The sequence below is a fragment of the Vibrio mangrovi genome, from assembly GCF_024346955.1.
Lineage (GTDB): Bacteria > Pseudomonadota > Gammaproteobacteria > Enterobacterales > Vibrionaceae > Vibrio > Vibrio mangrovi.
Window position 1 is genome coordinate 634,067 of sequence record NZ_AP024883.1, and the last position, 17,522, is coordinate 651,588.

The window sequence follows — 17,522 nt, forward strand, 5'->3', positions numbered from 1 at the left end:
CCGCTTTTTTATTTGTCTTACTGAGTTTAAATCCACACTCGTATCAGTTGAATTGCAGCAATAAACATGACTAAAGCTACACCGATATCAATACATCGCCTGACTCCGGGACGAGATAAAAGATGACTGAAGCGGGCGGCACCGACAGACAGACTGAAAAACCAGATAAAAGAAGCTGCGATACTTCCAAGTGCAAAACTTAGCCGTTCTGTTCCCTGAAACTGTCCACCAATTGAGCCAAGAACAACAATGGTGTCTAGGTAAACATGTGGATTGAGTGCTGAAACAGCCATCGCACCAAGTAATACTGTTTTTCTGTTATAGGATGTGTCGGGTAGATGACTATCATCGTTTTGCGAGGACAATGCACTCTTCAAACTGCTGCATCCATAGATAGTCAGAAAGCAGATACCACCCAGAGTAATGATGGACAAAAGCTGGGGATGACCTGAGAAAAAAATGCCACCGCCGAACACACCAACAGAAATAAAGATCATGTCGAGTATCGTGCAAATGCTTGCTGTCAGATAATGGTGTTGCCGCTGAATTCCCTGATTCAGTACATAAGCATTTTGAGCACCGATAGGAATGATAATGCTGGCGCCGAGGCTGAATCCTTGTAATACGATCCAGAAATTCATGTCTTACTCCGATCTGTGATGATGATGGGAAGACAAGATAAGGAGAATATTGAAATAAGTATAATTAATGATTTTAATAGATTATTAGTATAACTAATCAAAAAGGTTTGTATGAGAGGATTGGATTATCGGTGGATTGAAGCATTAGATCGGGTCATTCTTCAGGGAAGTTTTGAACGGGCTGCGGATGATCTGTGTATTTCTCAATCGGCTGTATCACAACGGATCAAACAACTGGAACGCTTTCTGGCCCAGCCAGTTTTAGTCCGGGAACAGCCCTTGAGGCTAACCGTGACTGGAACAAAACTCATTGGTTTGTATCGCAAAGTGTGTTTACTGGAACAAGAACTGATCCCGGATTTTATTGATGAAATCCGGCCGGTATCTGTTTCCATTGCTTCCAATGCAGATAGCCTGGCGACTTGGTTATTACCGGCACTCATTCCCGTGATGCAGGCCGGACAGGTAGAACTTAATATTCAGGTTACACTGGAATCCCGGACAATTGATAAGCTGAAAAGTGGTGAAGTGGCCGGGGCGATAAGCCTGGAATCGGAACCACTGAATGGATGTATTGCTGAATATTTAGGACGGGTTGATTACTTATGTGTTGCGACTCCGGCTTTTCACCAACAATATTTCTCATCAGGGGTTTGTGCCGGGACATTAAAAAAAGCACCGGCGATCTGTTTTGATCAACACGATCAGATGCATCAGGAATTCTTAAAGAGACATTTTGGAATCTCAACACATGCCATTATTCATCATACGATTGCGAGCTCTGAAGCTTTCGTGAAGTTGGCTTTGTCCGGGACTGCTTACTGCCTTATTTCTGAGATTCAGATTCAGGATGAGCTGGCCCGTGGTACTTTAATCAATATAACCCCGGATTATGTGTTTACGAATGAAATGTACTGGCATCACTGGCAGTTAGAAACGGGTGTAATGCGGCAGATTTCTCATGCGGTTTTAAATTATGCCCGGCTACATCTGCCTCAGTCTGTTTGAGCTTGCAGTTAGTGTTCTGTAATTTTTGTCACAACCCGATCTAATTACATGGAAACTATCCTATGATTGTATATCCAAATGACTTCGAATGAGGTGAAGATAATGCGGTTTATGATCCTGAGTTTAATGATGTTTTGCTTGCACACTTATGCAGCGGAAGTGAACTTTCCGCATATCTCGGTGACTGGGTTCGGAGAAGTTACAGTGGTGCCGGATAGTGCGGTTTTTTCCGTTCAGGTTGAACAGTCGACTCTGAACGCCGAGCAGGCGAAAGAAAGTGTTGATACAGTTGTTCGCAAATTTTCTGAACGGCTACAGGAACTGGGGGCTGAAGATGAACAAATTTCTAGCTCTAATCTATCGCTTGCTCCTCAATATCACTACCCGGATGAAGGAAAGCCTGAATTAGTTGGCTATCGGGCTAGTCGGAGCGTCACTGTTTCAGTTAAACATCTGGAGAAGCTGAATGAGTTTCTTGATGTTGCTCTGGAGTCTGGAATTAACCGCATTGACCGGATTACGCTTCAGGTGAAGGATCATCGGAAATATCAGGCACAGGCAAGAGATAAAGCGATTCAGGATGCTTCAATGAAGGCGCTTTCCATCGCGAAAGGTTTTAAGCGTTCATTAGGTCCGGTATGGCGTGTGGATTACCACTCACAGCAGTCGAAGCCGATGATGATGCGCTCTGTTTCGATGAATCAGAAAGAGAGCTTTCAGGATTATCAGGATAAAACCATCGTGATCAGTGATAGTGTCGATGTGTTGTACAGGCTGAATTAATCTGACTGGGATATTCTGTGTATATTCGACGAAAGTTCAAATTTGATTAAATCTTGAGCAATCTCTCAAAATAAGTATACTACACACCTGAGATTAACTGCGTCCCAGCGTTGACCGGAACAACAATTTTACCAATCCAAAGAGAAGTAAAAGAAAAACTATAAGGAGATCAGAATACTGGGCAAATGAGGCAAAGTGGTATGGTGAATCATTTTCTGGTGAGATTAACAATTGGCTCTTTAGTAATACTCGGTATCAAGTTGAGTGCACTTTATTTTTTACCGATGGTATTACTGCTAAATACACATAACAAAGAGTTTTTTGGTTGGTAGGTTTGACTTTAGTCGAAAAAAAACGGGGCGATTCAGCCCCGTTTTTGTATTCTGCCGATGGCAAATTGTCCGTAGATTAAAGGACGTGTACTGATGCTGTGTTTGTTGTTCCTGATGCAACTAAGGCACCGGAAACCATCACAACGATATCTCCTTTACGGCCCAGTTCTGTTTCAAGAGCCAGTTTTTTACCTGAGATGTAGAAATCATCAGTACTGTCGATTGAATCAACAACAATCGGAGTTACACCTTTAGTCAACACCAGTTGAGCAGCTGTTTTCTTATTTGTTGTCAACGCAATGATATGAGCTGTCGGGAAATATTTTCTGACAGAGCGGGCTGACTTACCACCTTCAGTTGCAACAATAATCAGAGGTGCTGCAAGTTTCTCTGCTGTGTCTACCGCACCTTTACATACGGCTTCGGTAATTCTCAGACGAGGACTGTCAAGACGAGAACCAAGCTCAGCTTTCAGTGCGCCATCGGTACGACCGGCGATCTGAGCCATGATAGTCACTGCTTCTACCGGATATTTACCTTTTGCAGTTTCACCGGAAAGCATGACGGCATCTGTGCCATCCATAATTGCGTTAGCAACGTCACCTGCTTCTGCGCGGGTTGGACGAGGATTTTTAATCATGGAATCCAGCATCTGAGTTGCAGTGATAACAACTTTTCTTGCCCGGTTACATTTTTCGATCATCATCTTCTGAGCGAAGATAACTTCTTCTGCCGGGATTTCTACACCCAGGTCACCACGGGCAACCATGATACCGTCAGACAGTTCGAGGATTTCATCGAAATTATCAACCCCTTCCTGGTTTTCAATTTTCGAGATAATCTGGATGCTTTCGCCACCGTTTGCATTGAGCAATTCACGGATTTCACGAACATCGTCTGCTTTACGGATAAATGAAGCAGCAACAAAATCAACGCCTTGTTCGCAACCAAATTTCAGATCAGACTTATCTTTTTCTGAAAGCGCTGGCAGTTTGACTGAAACACCTGGTAGGTTTACACCTTTGTTTTCACCCAGAGCACCATTGTTTAGTACCTGACAAGTTACTTCAGTTGCTGTTTTTTCAACGACTTTCATTTCGATCAGGCCGTCATCAACCAGAATTGTATTACCAATTTCCAAATCCTGAGCAAAACCGGAATAAGTGACAGCAACACGGTCTTTATTGCCAATTACAGAAGTGTCAGTTGTAAAAGTAAAAGTTTGTCCTGCAACCAGATCAACGTCTTCACCGTTTTCCAGTTTAATGGTGCGGATTTCCGGTCCTTTGGTATCCAGAAGAATCGCTAATGTTCTGTCGAGGTTTTTCATCACCTGACGGAAGTTTGCAATACGAGTTCCATGCTCTTCGTAATCACCATGAGAGAAGTTGAGACGCATGACGTTCATGCCAGCGTTTACAAGTTCTGTTAGCTTCTCTACGGATTCAGTTTTAGGGCCAATCGTACAAACGATTTTGGTCTTCTTCATGGAAAATACTCTCCGATAATAGTATCAATTTGAAAGATAATGAGTGCCGTAAAGTGTTGTCAGCGGCCCTTGTCTTTTCTCTTGAAGCGCCGGATTTTTTGTCTCTGTCAAATACACTTTAAAGCTGAAACTCTTTCAACAGAACAGTCATTTTATAACTACACATGACGATCTGTTTTGGATAAAAACCGCGCAACATGCCGGTATTTTAGGAGCTGCGAGGTGGTGTTTTAGTAAGTAAACATTCAATTCTGTAATTTTCTTACTTTTACCGGGTGGGATTCTAACACCGAATGAACGGAATATCACGGCCTAAGAATTGTCTTAGGACAATGTTTTAGCATGAAAGATTAATTTTTATTATCGAAATAAATAGACAGGGATGTTTCGAATTGATTATCATGTGTTTCATAACGAAACTTAATTGTTTTTATATTTATGTTGAAACGAAATACACAAGTCAGACGTCACGAAATTGTTCAACTCGTCAATCAGATGGGCGAGGTGAGTGTTGAGCTGCTTTCTGAACGATTTCATACTTCAGAGGTCACGATTAGAAAGGATCTGTCCTCTTTAGAAAAAAACGGGTTGTTGCTCAGACGTTATGGCGGTGCGATCTCTCTTCCGAAAGAAGTTGTTGCAGATGAGTTCGATAAAAATGTTTCGATTCAAAAGGTATCTCTCGCCCGGGAGGCAGCAAAACTGATTCGTGATCATAACCGTATTGTGATTGATAGCGGAGGTACAACCACTGCGTTGATCCAACAGTTAAATGAAAAACGCGGACTGGTTGTGATGACCAACACTCTTCAGATTGCCAATGCACTTCATGAACTGGAAAACGAACCCACATTATTGATGACCGGTGGAACCTGGGATCCTCACTCAGAGTCATTTCAGGGGCAGGTTGCCGAGTCGGTATTACGCTCCTATGATTTTGATCAGTTGTTCATCGGATGTGATGGGATTGACTTGGCTCGGGGAACGACGACATTCAATGAGTTAACCGGTCTGAGCCGGGTGATGGCTGAAGTTTCCCGCGAGGTTATCGTGATGGCTGAATCAGACAAGATTGGCCGGAAGATTCCTAATCTGGAGCTGGATTGGAGCATGATTGATATCTTGGTGACTGATAGCCATATTTCAGATGAGCAGGTTGAGGTGATCGAGTCACATCAGGTCAGAGTCATTCGAAGCAAAGAGAATTAAATCTGTCCGGAGAGGGGGGATTTTAACGGAATACCTCTCTATCAGGTCAGTACATTGTAAGATTTTAGCGGAGTAATAAATTATGTGTGGAATCGTCGGTGCTGTGGCACAGCGTGATATTGCGGAAATCCTGGTTGAAGGACTACGTCGTCTGGAATACCGTGGTTATGATTCAGCAGGCGTAGCCATTGTTGATGCGCAGAATCATTTAACCCGGATTCGCCGTCTCGGTAAGGTTCAGGAACTGGCTGATGCTGTGGACGATGCCAATGTTATCGGTGGCACCGGGATTGCACATACGCGCTGGGCGACTCATGGCGAACCTTCGGAAAGAAATGCCCACCCACATGTCTCAGGTGATATTGCTGTTGTTCACAACGGGATCATCGAAAACCATGAAACATTGCGGGAATTACTCCAGAGCCGGGGGTATGTATTCGAATCTCAGACCGATACCGAAGTCATTGCTCATTTGGTTGAGTGGGAACTACGTCAGAGCGCATCTCTGGTTGAAGCTGTTCAGAAAACAGCAAAGCAGCTTGAAGGGGCATATGGAACGGTTGTGCTTGACCGTCGTGATCCGAGCCGTCTGGTTGTTGCCCGTTCAGGAAGCCCGATAGTGATCGGCTTTGGGGTTGGTGAAAACTTCCTGGCTTCTGATCAACTGGCTTTATTAAGTGTCACGCGTCGTTTCATGTACCTTGAAGAAGGTGATGTCGCAGAAATCACCCGTAGAAGCGTCACCGTTTTTGATGTGCAGGGTAATCAGGTTGAGCGTGACATTACCGAATCGAATGCGGAACATGATGCCGGAGATAAAGGTCAGTACCGGCACTTTATGCAGAAAGAAATTTTTGAACAGCCGAACTCGCTGAAACAGACGATGGAAGGACGGGTAACACATAACTCGGTCATTATTGACAGTATTGGCGGCAATGCAAAAGAGATCCTGAGTAAAGTTGAGCATGTTCAGATCATTGCCTGTGGCACATCATACAACTCTGGTATGGCGGCCCGTTACTGGTTTGAATCTCTGGCCGGCGTCAGTTGTGATGTCGAGATTGCCTCTGAATTCAGATACCGTAACTTCGTTGTTCGTCCGAATAGCTTACTGATTACCTTATCCCAGTCCGGAGAAACCGCAGATACGCTGGCTGCTCTACGCATTGCCAAAGAAAAAGGCTACATGGCCGCTATGACTATCTGTAACGTTTCCGGTTCTTCTCTGGTGCGTGAATCGGATTTTGCCTTCATGACTCGTGCCGGAACTGAGATTGGTGTGGCATCGACGAAAGCCTTCACTACTCAGCTTGCGGCGATGCTGATGCTTGTTGCTGCACTGGGACGTCAGAAAGGCAATATTGATGCAGAAAAAGAAGCCGATATTGTTCAGGCCATTCATGAACTGCCGGTACAGATTGAAAGTGCTTTAGCATTTGATAAAGAAATTGAAGCACTGGCTGAAGACTTCGCCGATAAGCATCATACGCTGTTCCTGGGACGTGGTGAGTATTATCCGATTGCGATGGAAGCGGCCTTAAAGCTAAAAGAAATTTCTTACATTCATGCAGAAGCGTATGCCGCCGGTGAACTGAAGCATGGACCTCTGGCTCTGATTGATGCTGATATGCCTGTCGTGGTGATTGCTCCGAATAATGATCTGCTGGAAAAACTGAAATCCAACGTTGAAGAAGTTCGGGCCCGTGGCGGATTACTCTACGTCTTTGCTGATGAGAAAGCCGGCTTTGAAGCAACGGAAGGCATGAAAATCATCAAGATGCCACATGTACACGAAATCACAGCGCCGATTTTCTACACCGTACCGATGCAGTTGCTCTCGTATCACGTCGCTTTGATCAAAGGAACGGACGTCGATCAGCCACGGAATCTGGCAAAAGCCGTTACGGTGGAGTAATAAAGTATCATATCAAAATGGCAGCGATCGGATCGGGACGCTGCCATTTTTAACACGAAAATAGCTATTTATGTAACCATCCCTGAAAAGTCATCGCTCGGTATAGAAATACTGAAAAATAGCAATAGCTCAGGTTGGATTAATGCATTTTTCATCTTAAATAAAAAATACGTTATTCTAATATATAAATATTTTTATATAGTGCAACGTGTTAATTATGTGTCTATTAACGCATGTTATTCCAGTTAGAGATTTTATCTTCCCAGACATATGCAGAGTTCATCACAATATCTCTGGCAGTTTTAGGTTTTTTACCGGTTAATATTTCAAAGTCATTTGAAGGTCTGTCTAAAAGTCCATCTCTGATTGATGTATCATTGCTCACAAGATCATCGCCGGAAAACGGAACCGGAGATTTCGAAAAGTCTCCTGTAATACGGCGGGGAACGTAAAGGTTTTCCAGATATTGATAGAATGATTCATCATCAAGACCTTGATAAATAAAGTTCCTTCCGGAAACTTCATTAACCAGTTCACACAGTTCCCGAATCGAAACGGATTCCCGGCCGAAAATGTTGTAAGACCTGAAACTTTCGCCTTTACCTAATAATGAAGCTGTTGCAGCAGTAGCAGCGTCGTCTTTTGCGATTAAGGTTGCTTTGCCTTCCTGCGCTGAACTGGCCCAGATATTGTCAGACATCATGGCAAACATAGGATACATGGTTAAATAGTTTTCAAGGTATAAGCTATTTCTCACGGCGGTATAAGGGTGACCTGTACTCTGCAAATATAGCTCGGTTCCGGTATGGTCTGGTGTCACGTCTAAATGCTCATATCCGGGTTCAGTCGCACCGACAAAAGAGCTATACGTGATGTGTTCGACACCCTGATTGATCGCGGCATTGATTGCATTGGTATGCTGTTGAATTCTTTTCCCAATGTCCAGACCCGAAATAATATAAATTCGGTCTCCACCCTTAAATGCTCTATTTAATGAATCAACGTCATCATAGTTTGCTTCAAATACAGAAACACCAGCTTTTTTCCAACGTTCCAGTTTTTCTTTGGGAACATAATTTAGATTCAAACAAGTGAAAGTTAAATTCTCACCACCGACTTCGTTTATCATATTTTCTGCAACACGACCGGATAGTTTTCCATCAGCACCTGTAACAATGTAACGCATAAAAACTCCTTTATTTAAAAGTGATAATTATTAATTATCCGCATATGATTATTGTATCTTATCGGGCGGCGCAGTAAAAATAGAAATATATGATGTTTGCAGTGAAACACTATCCCTGTAATTATTACATCTGATGGTTCAATATTTCGGGAAGGATATATTCTAAAGAGTTAATATTTTCGAAAGTTTGTAGAAATTGAATTTATCGATCTGATTAAAGACTGGTGGCGACTTCAAATTTCTGCCTGAAAGTAATTCTAGAAAATAGTCATGATTGATTAAATATTTATAATTCTATACATATAATTTGTTATTAATGCCTATGGAGTCGAAGAAAGAGAAAGTATTCTGAGGTTATTTGGGGACAAACTCCATTCTGGAAAGCCATCTCAAATATGACACCTGTTGAAAACAGCATATAGGAGACGGCTTAGATTGAACTAGGTTTGTGCATGTTTATGCAAAATACATTACAATTAATATACCGCATTGATATATAACCATTTGATTTTATATCATATGTAATATTTTAAAATTGGTATTTATTAACGCATTTGTTTCCAGTTTGTAACTTTGTTTTCCCAAACGTACGCAGAATCCATAACAATATCTCTGGCTGTCTGTGGTTTTCTTCCGGTTAAAATTTCAAAATCATCAGAAGCGACGTCTAACAGTCCATCCCTGATCGATGCATCGTTACTCACGATGTCATCTCCTGAGAAAGGAATCGGAGATCTGGAAAAATCGCCGGTAATATGACGAGGGACATGCAATTTTTCCAGATACTGGAAGTATGCCTCTTCATCAATACCCTGATATGTGAAGTTCATACCTGAGACTTCATTCACTAGTTCACAAAGTTCTCGGATAGAGACAGATTCCCGGCCAAAGATATTATAAGCCCTGAAATCTTCACCTTTACCCAATAATGATGCAGTTGCGGCGGCGGCGGCATCATCCTTTGCGATTAAAGTTGCTCGGCCTTCCATCGCTGAACTTGCCCAGATATTATCAGCCATCATGGCAAACATAGGATACATCGTCAGGTAGTTTTCAATATATAAGCTATTTCTCACCGCGGTATAAGGGTGGCCTGTACTTTGTAAATATAGCTCTGTCCCTGTGTGGTCAGGCGTCACATCTAAATGGGCATATTCAGGCTGCGTTGCACCGATAAATGAGCTATATGTGATATGTTCGACTCCCTGATTGATGGCTGCATTGATTGCATTGGTATGCTGTTGAATCCTCTTACCAACTTCGAGACCAGAGACAATATAGATTCGGTTTCCACCCTTAAAAGCGGTATTTAATGAGTCGATATCATCATAGTTGGCTTCAAATACTTCTACTCCTGATTTTTTCCATCGTTCCAGCTTTTCTTTTGGAACAAAATTCAAATTCCAGCAGGTAAATATTAAATTTTCTCCACCAACTTCTTGAATCATATTTTCCGCAATACGACCGGCTAATTTGCCATCAGCACCTGTAACAATATAACGCATAAATGCTCCTTGATATCAAAATAATTATTCTAAGTCTATTTGTGCATATGAATACTGTATCAAAGCTTTATTTTCAATAAAAATATAAATTTATTATATGTCTCATGAAATATTTTTGTGATAGCTGTTGCGTTGTTATGCGTAATGTGTGAATTTATATTCTTTAATGGGAAGGGGTAAATGATGGAATACACCAGTTTGATTGCATTTACATTTGCGGCGGTTCTTCTGAATCTCAGTCCCGGACCTGATTCTTTCTGCCGGATATTCAGTCTGGGAAGCATTGCTGGTGAGTCTGATTGTGCCGGCGACCGCATTACCGATTGATATGACGGCTGGTTTGTCTGGCGGGATGCTGGCGACTATGTCTCAGAATAATCGCCGATTAACTGTGAGCCTGAATTATCTATCTGGGCTGGCCTTGTTATTGATAGGTTTATCTCTGATCTATAGTCACCTGTGGGAATAAACTTTCACCGGTTCTCAGAACAAAATCCAACCATAAAAGATCAACACATCCTGCTATGGATGTAAGACCTCTGGCATTCCACCCTGAGTATATTTTTCGGCAAATGCTTCAAGCGTCAGTCCGGCATTGTTGCGGATATTCGCATCGCAGCTTGCCTGATAGAGCTTTCTGGCAATCTGAAATTCTCCTTTGATAATGGCACCCATAATCGCCGTATTACCCCGTTTATCCTGAATACAGGCATTTGCACCCCGTTCAAGTAATAGCTCCGTTGCATCCTTCTGGCCGTTATAGGCAGCAACCATGAGTGCAGTATAGCTTTGAGGATTACGCTGATTAATCGGAAAACCGGCATCAAGGAACGTATTGAGTACTTCGGTTTCACCAATTCTGGCAGCGGCAAAGAAAAGCCGGATGAGTTCATCCGAATCAGTATGCTTTGATGTTGATGGCTGATCTGGTTGTGGACCGGCTGCAAAGCACCAGCAGGGCAGCAGGAGTAAAAAAAGTGATAACAGTTGTTTCATTTTTGGCCTCATATTATCTATATTGATTAATCTGATTCGGATGGAAACATCAATAGAAAGCAATGTGCCGTACACTTGCGCTGAAATGGTATAAGACGGAAATTGGCCCACGAGACTGCTTCTTATTCGGGCAGAAAAGAGCTGTGTTGTCTCGTGGGCCAAACTGATTACATTTGAGTGAGTTTGATTACATCAGCAAGCTTGGCATCTACTGCCTGCGTCAGTCGGGTACCGTAATCCTGATCGGCCCGGTAGAAGTAACTCAGCATCGTGTTCTTGATTTTCTGGTCTTTCACTTTGCCGAGATCTGCTGCCATATTGACGATCAGATCCTGCTGGTCCTGATCGCTGAGGCTGCGGTAAAACACTCCCGCCTGATAGAAATTACGGGGTTTGCTGATCGGCGCCTGCTGTACTGTTCCGTTGAGTTTTGTATTCACAAAACGGTATTGTGTATCTTCAGACCAGTCCAGATTTGAGCTGGGCTCATAATTTACGTCTGATGCTGTGGCGTTGATATTAGTGGCTCCATCCTGATTATGGTTCCTGACCTGTACAAGAGGACGATTGATCGGTAGCTGTGACACATTGGCGCCGACACGATAGAGCTGAGTATCCGCATAGGCGAACAAGCGTCCCTGTAGAAGCCGGTCTTCCGATGGCTCTACTCCCGGAATCAGATTTGAAGGCGCAAAAGCTGCCTGTTCAGTTTCCTGAAAGAAGTTATCCGGAACCCGGTTGAGTGTCATCGTACCGACTTTGGTTTCCGGCACACCCAGCCACTCTTTGGTTGCATCCAGTCCGTTGTAATCCAGTTTGAAGAGTTCCTGCGGCGTCAGTGTCTGAACATAAAGATCCCATTTCGGATAGTTGCCGGCACCGATCTGCTGATACAGATCATTGGTCAGGTGGTTAAAATCTTTCCCCTGAACCTCGGCAACTTCCTGCGGACGCAGGCTCTTTATCCCTTGTTGGCTTTTCCAGTGAAATTTAACGTAGTTGACATCGCCACTGGCGTTAATCCATTTATAAGCGTGGACTCCGAAACCGTCCATTGTGCGATAGCTGGCTGGTGTGCCGAGATTTGAATAAACCCAGGTCAGCATGTTGGTAGAACCAGGTTCATGGCTGAAGAAGTCGAAGAATCGGTTGGGATCCTGAACATTCGTCACCGGAGATGGTTTCAGAGAGTGAACCATATCAGCAAACTTAATGGCATCCCGGATAAAGAAGATAGGTAAGTTATTACCGACCAGATCCCAGTTACCCTGATCCGTATAAAATTTGGTGGCAAATCCGCGGGGATCTCGTAGCGTTTCCGGAGAACCTTTCGGATGGATGACCGTTGAAAAACGGACAAATACCGGGGTTGTTTTGCCTGATTTGGTAAAAGGTGCCGCTGTGGTCAGCGAACTGAAATCGCCACTGGAGACAAATTCACCATGTGCTCCGGTGCCACGGGCATGAACAACACGTTCAGGGATCCGTTCTCTGGCAAACCGTTGTAATTTTTGTATCAGGTGAACATCCTGCAGTAAGACACTGCCATTGCTCCCTGCTGTCAGAGAATTCTGGTTATCACCGACCGGAGCACCATTGTCCCGTGTCAGTGTCTGAGCCTGACTTGTCAGAGTCAGCCCCAATCCCATCGCTATGATTAAAAAGCCTTTTGACGTACGCATAATTGTTTCCTTCGTGTATGACAAAAGCCCTTTTCTGCCCGAAACTGAGTATACACTTATGAAAGTTTATGAATAAAACGAATATTAACGATTAATTTGATGCAAAAAATCGATTAAAAATATGATGAGATCGAGGTGTTATTTCATTTGTTACATTGGGAATGACATTATTTTTAATACGGGATTCATAAAGGGAATATTAGCAGATTGACTTTATTGTATTGATTGGTGTAGGTATTTTTATTGATATTTTCATATGTTATCCATACTGATAAATTAATTTATATAGTAATGAAAAATATTAATGAATTTGATGTTATTCATGATAATTGTCAATTAGGAGAAATATATCTTACATAAATGCTATTAGCATCAATTAAACCGTAAAGATCATTGCAAATCCCAATATAAACCAGATTGACCCGTCTAGCATAAAACGCTCGACGTCAATGGTAAATAAAAGGAATTACACAATGATAAAAGAGCCTAATCATCTATGCTACCCATCAGAATCGCGTGATCCGGCGACATTGAATATTGGCAAAGATTTTTTCTATCCAATTCTTGGGGACTCCAATCCGATGAAGCGGATTAAGCAGCAAATCCGCTTTGCATCAGAAGTCAGCTTTCCGGTATTTATTTCTGGTGAATCGGGTTGTGAGAAAAAGGACGTGGCTTACAATATTCATTATCACAGTCAGCGTTGCCGGGAACCATTTGTCTGTGTCCCGGCCAATATTCACGATGCCAGGGCTTACCGGGAGCACCTCTGTCGTTGTATTGATCAGGCATGTGGTGGCTCGGTTTATCTTGAGGAGGTTGACAGCCTGGAACCACTGTTTAAAGATGAGCTGATTTTTTTATTTACACTGGATGCATTTCAGGAAAAATTAAGAAAAAACAGAGTCCGGCTGATTATTTCGTGTACTGAACCTTTTTATACTTTACCTACCGAGCAACAGTTTATCGCCAAAATATTAGGTTCATCTGTCCCTCAGTTTAACTTTCACTTACCACCACTCCGAGAAAGAAAACAAGATATTGAACAGCATATTAAATTTATTTTTAGTCGCCTTGACCGACAGGTTTTATTTTCTGTTGACGCAATGGAAATGCTGAAAAAATATGAATGGCCGGGCAATATCAGTCAGTTACAAAATATATTATTGTCAATAATTGCATTAGCCAAAACTGAAATTACCGCAGATGATCTGGATGATTTAGGTATTTGTCAGAGAATGGAAGAGAAAGAGGATCTGATCGAACATCTGATTCACCATGATCAGGCATTCTGGTCGAATATGCATCCGGCTCTGTCAAAGGCACTGCTGTTTTTAAGCCAGCATTTTCAGGAAGATATTTCACTCAATCAGATTGCCGGAGCCAGCTATACCAGTGCTTCCCACCTCTCTTATCTGTTCCGGGAACACCTGGGAAGTTCATTTAAATCACTTCTTTGTCAGCTTCGAGTTCGTGAAGCACAACATCTGATGACGACCAACCCACTGCTCAAAATCACGGATGTATGTATGAGTGCCGGGTTTGGAGACTTAAGTCATTTTGAAAAAATGTTCAAACGTTATGTCGGGTGCACCCCCAGACAGTTTCGTCAGGAGCAGCGCCAGGAAAGCGATTATTCCATGGCCTGCTGAATTGCTTGATAACCCATGATTATTCATTGATTGGGCCAAGTTATTCAAAGCCCCTGCTTCTAATATGAAACTAAGTCACAGGATGACGTCAGGGAAGCCGGAAGATGGAAATCGATGTACAGAAGTTGTTAAGTGAATTGACACCCAAGGTTTCACGAAATACGCAGTTGAATCTGGTCGCTGCCTCACTTGGTCGGGCTGCTGAAAATGCGACGCAGGTTCAGCAGCAGATCCAAACTATTGTCGTAACCAACAGTGCATTGAGTTCAAGTCTGATTTATTCCATTGCACTGAAAAGTACGTCGTCCTGAGCCGGCTTTGAAAGGTGAATCGTCACCTTTCATGACTAAGAGGAGCATATCTATGCCAGTAAATGATGCGGTTACCGATTCTGTAACCCAGGTCAACACAGAAGCCGTTGGAAGTACTCCAGCAGTGGCCGGCGGGAATCTGTTGATGTCCACCAGCCATGCAATGGGACTTACTGCTCTCAGTAGTGTGAGTGCGAACCAGCAGGCAACTTTGGTCCACCAGACCTCGACGGTACAGGGAGTCAATTCACTGTTGAGTACAGGCAGTGCAATTGTCGGTCGTAGTGTCGAGCTTATCCTTGAACCTAGCAAGAAAAGCTAATTAGTGAACTCAGGAGAATATTATGCCAGTAAATGAACAAGTTACCGATTCAGTAACTCAGGTGAATACGAAAGTTGTCGGGGAAACTCCCGCGATGGCAATGGGCAACCTGTTGATGTCGACCAGCCATGCGTTAAGTAATGCTGCACATAACGCAACTGCGGCACAGCAACAGGCACAGATCACCATGCAGGCCGCGACCGTGCAGGGTGTCAATTCTCTGATGGCCATTGGTTCTTCCGTCATTGGACGGGGTGCTGAAGGCATCATTGAAAAAGGTTAATCCTGTTGGCGTTAACCTGAATCCTGTCAAACACCGCATGCTGGTGTGAGCAGGCAAACTTTAGTTAATCGATGTTTATTAACCAAAGGTTTATTCAATCAACGTTTTATTCAATCAAATAGCAAAAGGAAATCACAATGCCAGTGAATGAACAGGTGACAGATTCGGTCACACAAGTGAATACAAAAGTTGTCGGTGAGACGCCAGCAATGGCAATGGGTAACTTACTGATGTCAACCGGTCAGGCTTTGGGTACAGCTGCTCATAATGCGACGGCTGCTCAGCAGCAGGCTCAAATTACGATGCAGGCTGCGACAGTGCAGGGCGTGAACTCGCTAATGTCTATCGGTGGCTCGGTTGTTGGACGTAGTGCTGAAGGCATCATTGAGAAAGACTAATCAATCAGTGCTTTCATTACCTTTGCCGGTTATGCCGGCAAAGGTATTTAAAAGGAGCATAGGATGAAAGATACCGTACTTCCTCCTGAACCGGATCAGAGTGCTTTCAACTCTGCTTTTCAGTCAGTTGCCCAGTCAACCGCGCTGGCGTTATCAGATGCGACAGACAACCTGCGCAACCTGAATACGATCAGTACGACAGCAATTGGTACTGCATTGAGTCAGATGCTGGAAACCGGAGATCTGAGATATGCCCACATTATTGAGCAGGCTCAAAAGGTCGTGACCAATGGTGCGGATAACTTTGGCGTCGTCGGGGAAAAAGTTGCCACAGTGTTGTACGACTCTTCCAAATAATCTTCGTGGCTGGCACGGACCAGCCCGGTTCTGAAGAGAAATTGAGGCCACAGATCCTGATTCAATCGACTCAGTTATTTCCGGATTTCTTCATCGAAAATCAGGTTCATCAGGAAAACGTTCATCAGGAACAAGCAAGGAGTGACGATGCAAGAGCAGAAACCCCGATATGAAAATGAATCCGGACAGGAGTTGCCGCGGCAGACGATTGAACATTTCAATACATTGCAGGCATATACTGCCCAACCCACCAGTCTGTTGGAAACCACATTGGCTGATACATTAGGACTGTCGATGCATAATGCCATCACCAACCAGCAGCAGTCGCAAATGACAACCGCAGCTTCGATTACCAATGCTTGTGCCCGGCTACTGCAAACCCAGACCAGAACGATGGCATCTTCAACGAAAAAAGCTGAGAGTGTGGAGCCTGCCATCTTTGTGGATGGTTCTGATCGTCTGTCCCCTGATACGAGTGATGCGGAGAGTGATGGATTGGAAGAACAGCAAACCAAGCGATTTAATTTATTCAGGTTTTTAAAACGGAATAAAAAAGAGGCAGAGGAATGAGTAGTCAACCATCGTTCAGTGCAGATGTCGGGCAACAACTGAACCAGATTCAGGAAGCTACGGAAAGCCGGATGCAAGAGATCCGGCAGATGGTCCGTCAGAGTCAGGATAAGTTTGAGACAGTGCAGATGGACGAAAATGTACAGAAGGTTCATCAGGAAGTGAATCAGATGTTTGAAGACGTTCACACCCAGATTGAGCAGGAAATGCAAAAAATCAATCAGCAACTTCAGCAGGTGTTGCCTGATCAGCACGCATAAACGAGGAAATTATGGCTAAGAAAGTGAATGAACAAATTACAGATGCAATTACTCAGACCAATACCCAGGTACTGGCGAGTTCTCCGGCGAATGCGATGGGAAACTTCTATACCGCAATGAGTCTGGCGATGTCTAATCTGAATCATAATGCGACTTCGGCGCAGCAGCAGGCTGGCATTACGATGCAATCGGCTACCGTGCAGGGAATTAACTCGCTGACAGCTATCGGTACCGCGGTTCTGGGACGGGCTGCGGAAGATATTGTCGAGAAAGGTTAGGAGTTGCTGATCATCGAACTGAGAATCAAAAAGGGGATTCACCGATTATTGTTATTATGACAGGTAATATGGAGAATCCCCTTTAGACAGATGGAGAGCCGATTATGGCAAAGCAGGAAAGCGCTGATCTGGAGCAGGTCAATGAAATGATCGACCAACTGACAGAGTCTGCCATGTCAGACACGATGGGACTGCACATGCAAAATGCAGTGACTATCCAACAAGGCATGCAGGCAATCAGTAATGCTGCTACTTCAACAGCCTGTGCACTGATATTGCAGCAGGGCGGTTAATTTCTACCTTGATGAAGCACTATACTTTGGTGAGGAAGTATGTCTTGGTGAG

General features: G+C 43.6%; 21 protein-coding genes. 15 read left to right on the forward strand and 6 right to left on the reverse strand.

All coding sequences use genetic code 11. The features are described from left to right. Window positions 1-26: 26 nt before the first annotated feature. Window positions 27-641 carry a LysE/ArgO family amino acid transporter gene (locus OCU74_RS02755; RefSeq protein WP_087480144.1) on the reverse strand — a complete coding sequence of 205 codons (615 nt, stop codon included), beginning with the start codon at window positions 639-641 and terminating at the stop codon, window positions 27-29. A gap of 111 nt (window positions 642-752) precedes the next feature. Between OCU74_RS02755 and OCU74_RS02760 the strand changes: the two genes are divergently transcribed. Together OCU74_RS02760 and OCU74_RS02765 are read left to right on the forward strand one after the other, a co-directional pair. Continuing rightward, a complete protein-coding gene (locus OCU74_RS02760; protein WP_087480145.1) occupies window positions 753-1,649 on the forward strand; it encodes a LysR family transcriptional regulator ArgP in 897 nt (298 codons plus the stop codon). Between the two features lie 102 nt (window positions 1,650-1,751). Continuing rightward, a complete protein-coding gene (locus tag OCU74_RS02765; protein WP_234993554.1) occupies window positions 1,752-2,432 on the forward strand; it encodes an oxidative stress defense protein in 681 nt (226 codons plus the stop codon). A gap of 408 nt (window positions 2,433-2,840) precedes the next feature. Here OCU74_RS02765 and pykF read toward each other — a convergent pair whose 3' ends face one another. Beyond that, window positions 2,841-4,253: a pyruvate kinase PykF gene (gene pykF / locus OCU74_RS02770; protein ID WP_087480147.1), complete on the reverse strand. Its 1,413-nt coding sequence runs from the start codon at window positions 4,251-4,253 to the stop codon at window positions 2,841-2,843. A 438-nt stretch (window positions 4,254-4,691) separates the two neighbouring features. Between pykF and OCU74_RS02775 the strand changes: the two genes are divergently transcribed. Both OCU74_RS02775 and glmS read left to right on the forward strand, forming a co-directional pair. Further along, a complete protein-coding gene (locus tag OCU74_RS02775) occupies window positions 4,692-5,462 on the forward strand; it encodes a DeoR/GlpR family DNA-binding transcription regulator (protein ID WP_087480148.1) in 771 nt (256 codons plus the stop codon). 82 nt (window positions 5,463-5,544) lie between these two features. Further along, entirely contained in the window at window positions 5,545-7,377 is a 1,833-nt protein-coding gene (gene glmS / locus OCU74_RS02780; RefSeq protein WP_087480149.1) for a glutamine--fructose-6-phosphate transaminase (isomerizing), read from the forward strand. A gap of 226 nt (window positions 7,378-7,603) precedes the next feature. On the opposite strand, the gene OCU74_RS02785 is transcribed toward glmS, so the two are convergent. Together OCU74_RS02785 and OCU74_RS02790 are read right to left on the reverse strand one after the other, a co-directional pair. Beyond that, window positions 7,604-8,563, reverse strand: a complete 960-nt coding sequence (locus OCU74_RS02785) for an NmrA family NAD(P)-binding protein (protein WP_087480150.1) — start codon at window positions 8,561-8,563, stop codon at window positions 7,604-7,606. 545 nt (window positions 8,564-9,108) lie between these two features. Continuing rightward, on the reverse strand, window positions 9,109-10,068 hold the full coding sequence (locus OCU74_RS02790) for an NmrA family NAD(P)-binding protein (RefSeq protein WP_087480151.1): 960 nt from the start codon (window positions 10,066-10,068) through the stop codon (window positions 9,109-9,111). 289 nt (window positions 10,069-10,357) lie between these two features. Between OCU74_RS02790 and OCU74_RS02795 the strand changes: the two genes are divergently transcribed. Then, window positions 10,358-10,537, forward strand: a complete 180-nt coding sequence (locus OCU74_RS02795; RefSeq protein WP_143693150.1) for a hypothetical protein — start codon at window positions 10,358-10,360, stop codon at window positions 10,535-10,537. A gap of 53 nt (window positions 10,538-10,590) precedes the next feature. Here the strand turns inward: OCU74_RS02795 and OCU74_RS02800 are convergent, their stop codons facing one another. Then, window positions 10,591-11,064, reverse strand: a complete 474-nt coding sequence (locus tag OCU74_RS02800) for an ankyrin repeat domain-containing protein (RefSeq protein WP_087480152.1) — start codon at window positions 11,062-11,064, stop codon at window positions 10,591-10,593. A gap of 167 nt (window positions 11,065-11,231) precedes the next feature. Next, complete coding sequence (locus OCU74_RS02805; protein ID WP_087480153.1) at window positions 11,232-12,746, reverse strand: catalase; 1,515 nt, start codon at window positions 12,744-12,746, stop codon at window positions 11,232-11,234. Window positions 12,747-13,219: 473 nt separating this feature from the next. Here OCU74_RS02805 and OCU74_RS02810 point away from each other — a divergent pair, with 473 nt between their 5' ends. From OCU74_RS02810 to OCU74_RS02855, 10 genes are all read left to right on the forward strand, one after another. Beyond that, window positions 13,220-14,398, forward strand: coding sequence for an AraC family transcriptional regulator (locus OCU74_RS02810; RefSeq protein WP_159457396.1), 1,179 nt, complete (start codon window positions 13,220-13,222; stop codon window positions 14,396-14,398). 104 nt (window positions 14,399-14,502) lie between these two features. Then, a complete protein-coding gene (locus tag OCU74_RS02815; protein WP_087480155.1) occupies window positions 14,503-14,709 on the forward strand; it encodes a RebB family R body protein in 207 nt (68 codons plus the stop codon). Between the two features lie 52 nt (window positions 14,710-14,761). After that, on the forward strand, window positions 14,762-15,031 hold the full coding sequence (locus OCU74_RS02820) for a RebB family R body protein (RefSeq protein WP_087480156.1): 270 nt from the start codon (window positions 14,762-14,764) through the stop codon (window positions 15,029-15,031). Window positions 15,032-15,053: 22 nt separating this feature from the next. Continuing rightward, complete coding sequence (locus OCU74_RS02825; RefSeq protein WP_006960109.1) at window positions 15,054-15,314, forward strand: RebB family R body protein; 261 nt, start codon at window positions 15,054-15,056, stop codon at window positions 15,312-15,314. A gap of 137 nt (window positions 15,315-15,451) precedes the next feature. Further along, a complete protein-coding gene (locus tag OCU74_RS02830; protein ID WP_021019359.1) occupies window positions 15,452-15,712 on the forward strand; it encodes a RebB family R body protein in 261 nt (86 codons plus the stop codon). Window positions 15,713-15,775: 63 nt separating this feature from the next. After that, window positions 15,776-16,069, forward strand: coding sequence for a RebB family R body protein (locus tag OCU74_RS02835; RefSeq protein ID WP_087480157.1), 294 nt, complete (start codon window positions 15,776-15,778; stop codon window positions 16,067-16,069). Window positions 16,070-16,216: 147 nt separating this feature from the next. After that, window positions 16,217-16,639 (forward strand): RebB family R body protein, encoded by a 423-nt coding sequence (locus tag OCU74_RS02840; RefSeq protein WP_087480158.1) that lies wholly within the window; start codon window positions 16,217-16,219, stop codon window positions 16,637-16,639. After that, window positions 16,636-16,899, forward strand: a complete 264-nt coding sequence (locus OCU74_RS02845) for a hypothetical protein (protein ID WP_087480159.1) — start codon at window positions 16,636-16,638, stop codon at window positions 16,897-16,899. Before OCU74_RS02840 ends, OCU74_RS02845 begins: the two co-directional genes overlap by 4 nt. An 11-nt stretch (window positions 16,900-16,910) precedes the next feature. Continuing rightward, window positions 16,911-17,177, forward strand: coding sequence for a RebB family R body protein (locus tag OCU74_RS02850; RefSeq protein ID WP_087480160.1), 267 nt, complete (start codon window positions 16,911-16,913; stop codon window positions 17,175-17,177). A gap of 104 nt (window positions 17,178-17,281) precedes the next feature. Then, window positions 17,282-17,470, forward strand: a complete 189-nt coding sequence (locus OCU74_RS02855; protein WP_234993555.1) for a RebB family R body protein — start codon at window positions 17,282-17,284, stop codon at window positions 17,468-17,470. Window positions 17,471-17,522 lie beyond the last annotated feature (52 nt).

Coding starts and splice junctions, on each gene's coding strand:
- OCU74_RS02775 (WP_087480148.1), top strand. CDS start 4,692: ATGTTGAAACGAAATACACAAGTCAGACGTCACGAAATTGTTCAACTC.
- OCU74_RS02765 (WP_234993554.1), top strand. CDS start 1,752: ATGCGGTTTATGATCCTGAGTTTAATGATGTTTTGCTTGCACACTTAT.
- OCU74_RS02855 (WP_234993555.1), top strand. CDS start 17,282: ATGGCAAAGCAGGAAAGCGCTGATCTGGAGCAGGTCAATGAAATGATC.
- OCU74_RS02825 (WP_006960109.1), top strand. CDS start 15,054: ATGCCAGTAAATGAACAAGTTACCGATTCAGTAACTCAGGTGAATACG.
- OCU74_RS02835 (WP_087480157.1), top strand. CDS start 15,776: ATGAAAGATACCGTACTTCCTCCTGAACCGGATCAGAGTGCTTTCAAC.
- glmS (WP_087480149.1), top strand. CDS start 5,545: ATGTGTGGAATCGTCGGTGCTGTGGCACAGCGTGATATTGCGGAAATC.
- OCU74_RS02830 (WP_021019359.1), top strand. CDS start 15,452: ATGCCAGTGAATGAACAGGTGACAGATTCGGTCACACAAGTGAATACA.
- OCU74_RS02760 (WP_087480145.1), top strand. CDS start 753: ATGAGAGGATTGGATTATCGGTGGATTGAAGCATTAGATCGGGTCATT.
- OCU74_RS02785 (WP_087480150.1), bottom strand. CDS start 8,563: ATGCGTTACATTGTTACAGGTGCTGATGGAAAACTATCCGGTCGTGTT.
- OCU74_RS02845 (WP_087480159.1), top strand. CDS start 16,636: ATGAGTAGTCAACCATCGTTCAGTGCAGATGTCGGGCAACAACTGAAC.
- OCU74_RS02810 (WP_159457396.1), top strand. CDS start 13,220: ATGATAAAAGAGCCTAATCATCTATGCTACCCATCAGAATCGCGTGAT.
- OCU74_RS02820 (WP_087480156.1), top strand. CDS start 14,762: ATGCCAGTAAATGATGCGGTTACCGATTCTGTAACCCAGGTCAACACA.
- OCU74_RS02815 (WP_087480155.1), top strand. CDS start 14,503: ATGGAAATCGATGTACAGAAGTTGTTAAGTGAATTGACACCCAAGGTT.
- OCU74_RS02840 (WP_087480158.1), top strand. CDS start 16,217: ATGCAAGAGCAGAAACCCCGATATGAAAATGAATCCGGACAGGAGTTG.
- OCU74_RS02800 (WP_087480152.1), bottom strand. CDS start 11,064: ATGAAACAACTGTTATCACTTTTTTTACTCCTGCTGCCCTGCTGGTGC.
- OCU74_RS02790 (WP_087480151.1), bottom strand. CDS start 10,068: ATGCGTTATATTGTTACAGGTGCTGATGGCAAATTAGCCGGTCGTATT.
- OCU74_RS02755 (WP_087480144.1), bottom strand. CDS start 641: ATGAATTTCTGGATCGTATTACAAGGATTCAGCCTCGGCGCCAGCATT.
- OCU74_RS02805 (WP_087480153.1), bottom strand. CDS start 12,746: ATGCGTACGTCAAAAGGCTTTTTAATCATAGCGATGGGATTGGGGCTG.
- pykF (WP_087480147.1), bottom strand. CDS start 4,253: ATGAAGAAGACCAAAATCGTTTGTACGATTGGCCCTAAAACTGAATCC.
- OCU74_RS02850 (WP_087480160.1), top strand. CDS start 16,911: ATGGCTAAGAAAGTGAATGAACAAATTACAGATGCAATTACTCAGACC.